General features: G+C 45.3%; 2 protein-coding genes. One reads left to right on the top strand and one right to left on the bottom strand.

Going from position 1 to position 1,257, the window contains the following annotated elements; all coding sequences use genetic code 11:
- Positions 1–43: 43 nt before the first annotated feature.
- The gene (locus tag B5D35_RS23850; protein WP_280174701.1) at positions 44–583 is read right to left on the bottom strand and encodes an extracellular solute-binding protein; all 540 of its coding nucleotides are present in this window, start codon (positions 581–583) and stop codon (positions 44–46) included.
- A gap of 75 nt (positions 584–658) precedes the next feature.
- On the opposite strand from B5D35_RS23850, the gene B5D35_RS23845 reads away from it, so the two are divergent.
- Complete coding sequence (locus B5D35_RS23845) at positions 659–1,204, top strand: amino acid permease (RefSeq protein ID WP_078754866.1); 546 nt, start codon at positions 659–661, stop codon at positions 1,202–1,204.
- The last annotated feature ends 53 nt before the right edge of the window (positions 1,205–1,257 follow it).

Genomic DNA, 1,257 nt, shown 5'->3' with positions numbered 1-1,257 from the left:
GAGGTTTAGACATGAGACTACGACGATTGATGGGTGTAGCCGATCAGATCGTAGCTTCTAGATTTAGTTCCATCGATTTAAGCAACAAAGCCCCTAATGCTCCGGATTCTGGGGCGACGAAGGTGATGTCTGCATTGTCACGGTTAACTTTCCAGCCGCCCGCGTCCCACGCCATCGCGCCGACGACTTCGCCTGAGCGCACAAGATTCAGCAGCTCATCGCCCCCAGACCAGTAGGCTTTTACGTTCGGCTTACACTCAATAAGTTTTTGCTGCACTTTATCGAGGATCGCTTGGTATTTGGCAGGGTCGTTATAAGCCGCAAACGGGTCTTCACCCATCGCAAATGCAAAACCAATTAAGGTAGGTCGCTTCAGTCGATAAGATATTTTACCTTTATAGGTCGCATCACACAGGTCTGTGTAATCCTTAATACCCGCCGCGGTTTTTGTGTCTACTACGAGGCCGCTCGTACCCCAAATATGAGGTACGCCGTATACGTCACCGTTCAATTCGGTGTTCTTTTTCGTCGCCTCCAGCATGGAAGGGATCAACAGACTGGCATCAATTTTTGAGAGATCAATAGGTTGGTAAATCTTAAAATCACGTTGTGCCCCAGTGATCCGGTCCTGACTCGGTTGAACAAGGCTTTACGTATAATGATGGTGATCACAATCCTCGCTGTGATTGCACTGGTCGTTTTTACGGTAGGTATGCTACCCCATTTTGAAGTAAATAATCTATTTGATATACCAGTAAACTCAGAATTATTGGGGGCAAGTGCCTTTTTACCAGAAGGATATATTGGAATATGGACCGCCTTGCCATTTGCAATGTGGTTGTTTTTAGCAGTTGAAGGCGTTCCCCTTGCTGCTGAAGAAGCAACAAATCCAGCTAGAGACATGCCTCGTGGAATTATAGCATCAATGTTGTTCCTGTTACTTTTTGCCGCACTTGTTCTTTTTTTAGTTCCAGGCGGAGCGGGTGCTGAGGCGATGAAATCACATACGGCACCTTTAGTTGGCGCTCTGCAGGCTATTTATGGTAATAATTCAATAATAGCTAAGTTTGTCAACATTATTGGTTTGTTTGGGCTAATTGCTAGCTTCTTTTCTATTATTTATGCTTATTCACGTCAAGTATTTGCTTTGTCGCGTGCTGGTTATTTGCCTCGCTGGCTTTGTTGCTTAAATCGATGGAACTAAATCTAGAAGCTACGATCTGATCGGCTACACCCATCAATCGTCGTAGTCTCATG

The organism is Enterovibrio nigricans DSM 22720 (assembly GCF_900167155.1).
GTDB lineage: Bacteria > Pseudomonadota > Gammaproteobacteria > Enterobacterales > Vibrionaceae > Enterovibrio > Enterovibrio nigricans.
The sequence above is the reverse complement of the archived record's forward strand: the minus strand, read 5'-3'. Positions and strand labels throughout refer to the sequence as shown.

Bases quoted from the DNA above. Each gene is read 5' to 3' on its own strand.
- B5D35_RS23845 (WP_078754866.1), top strand. From the start codon at position 659: ATGATGGTGATCACAATCCTCGCTGTGATTGCACTGGTCGTTTTTACG.